The organism is Mycobacterium ostraviense (genome assembly GCF_002705925.1).
Classification (GTDB): Bacteria; Actinomycetota; Actinomycetes; order Mycobacteriales; family Mycobacteriaceae; genus Mycobacterium; species Mycobacterium ostraviense.
Genome location: NZ_NKRE01000179.1, coordinates 1 through 241, shown reverse-complemented (window position 1 = coordinate 241; position 241 = coordinate 1). Strand labels below are relative to the sequence as shown.

Genomic DNA, 241 nt, shown 5'->3' with positions numbered 1-241 from the left:
CCTGGGCGACCCAGTTACCCAGCGTCCCCTCGTTGACACCCAGGTCGCGCGCGACCTGGGTGTCAACGAGGGGACGCTGGGTAACTGGGTCGCCCAGGCCCGCGCCAAGCGCGACGGCGACGGTGAGTTGAGCGGCGATGATGTCGCCGAGCTCAAGCGGCTGCGTGCCGAGGTCGCTGAATTGAGGATGGAGCGTGATGTCCTCAAGCGATGCGTGGTCCTGTGGGTGAAGGAGGCGACG

The 241-nt window shown here is 67.2% G+C and carries 1 protein-coding gene; it reads left to right on the top strand.

The genetic code is table 11. The features are described from left to right. Position 1: 1 nt before the first annotated feature. Positions 2–241: transposase (locus tag CDN38_RS28555; RefSeq protein ID WP_142361426.1), on the top strand; the 240-nt coding region annotated here is incomplete at its 3' end.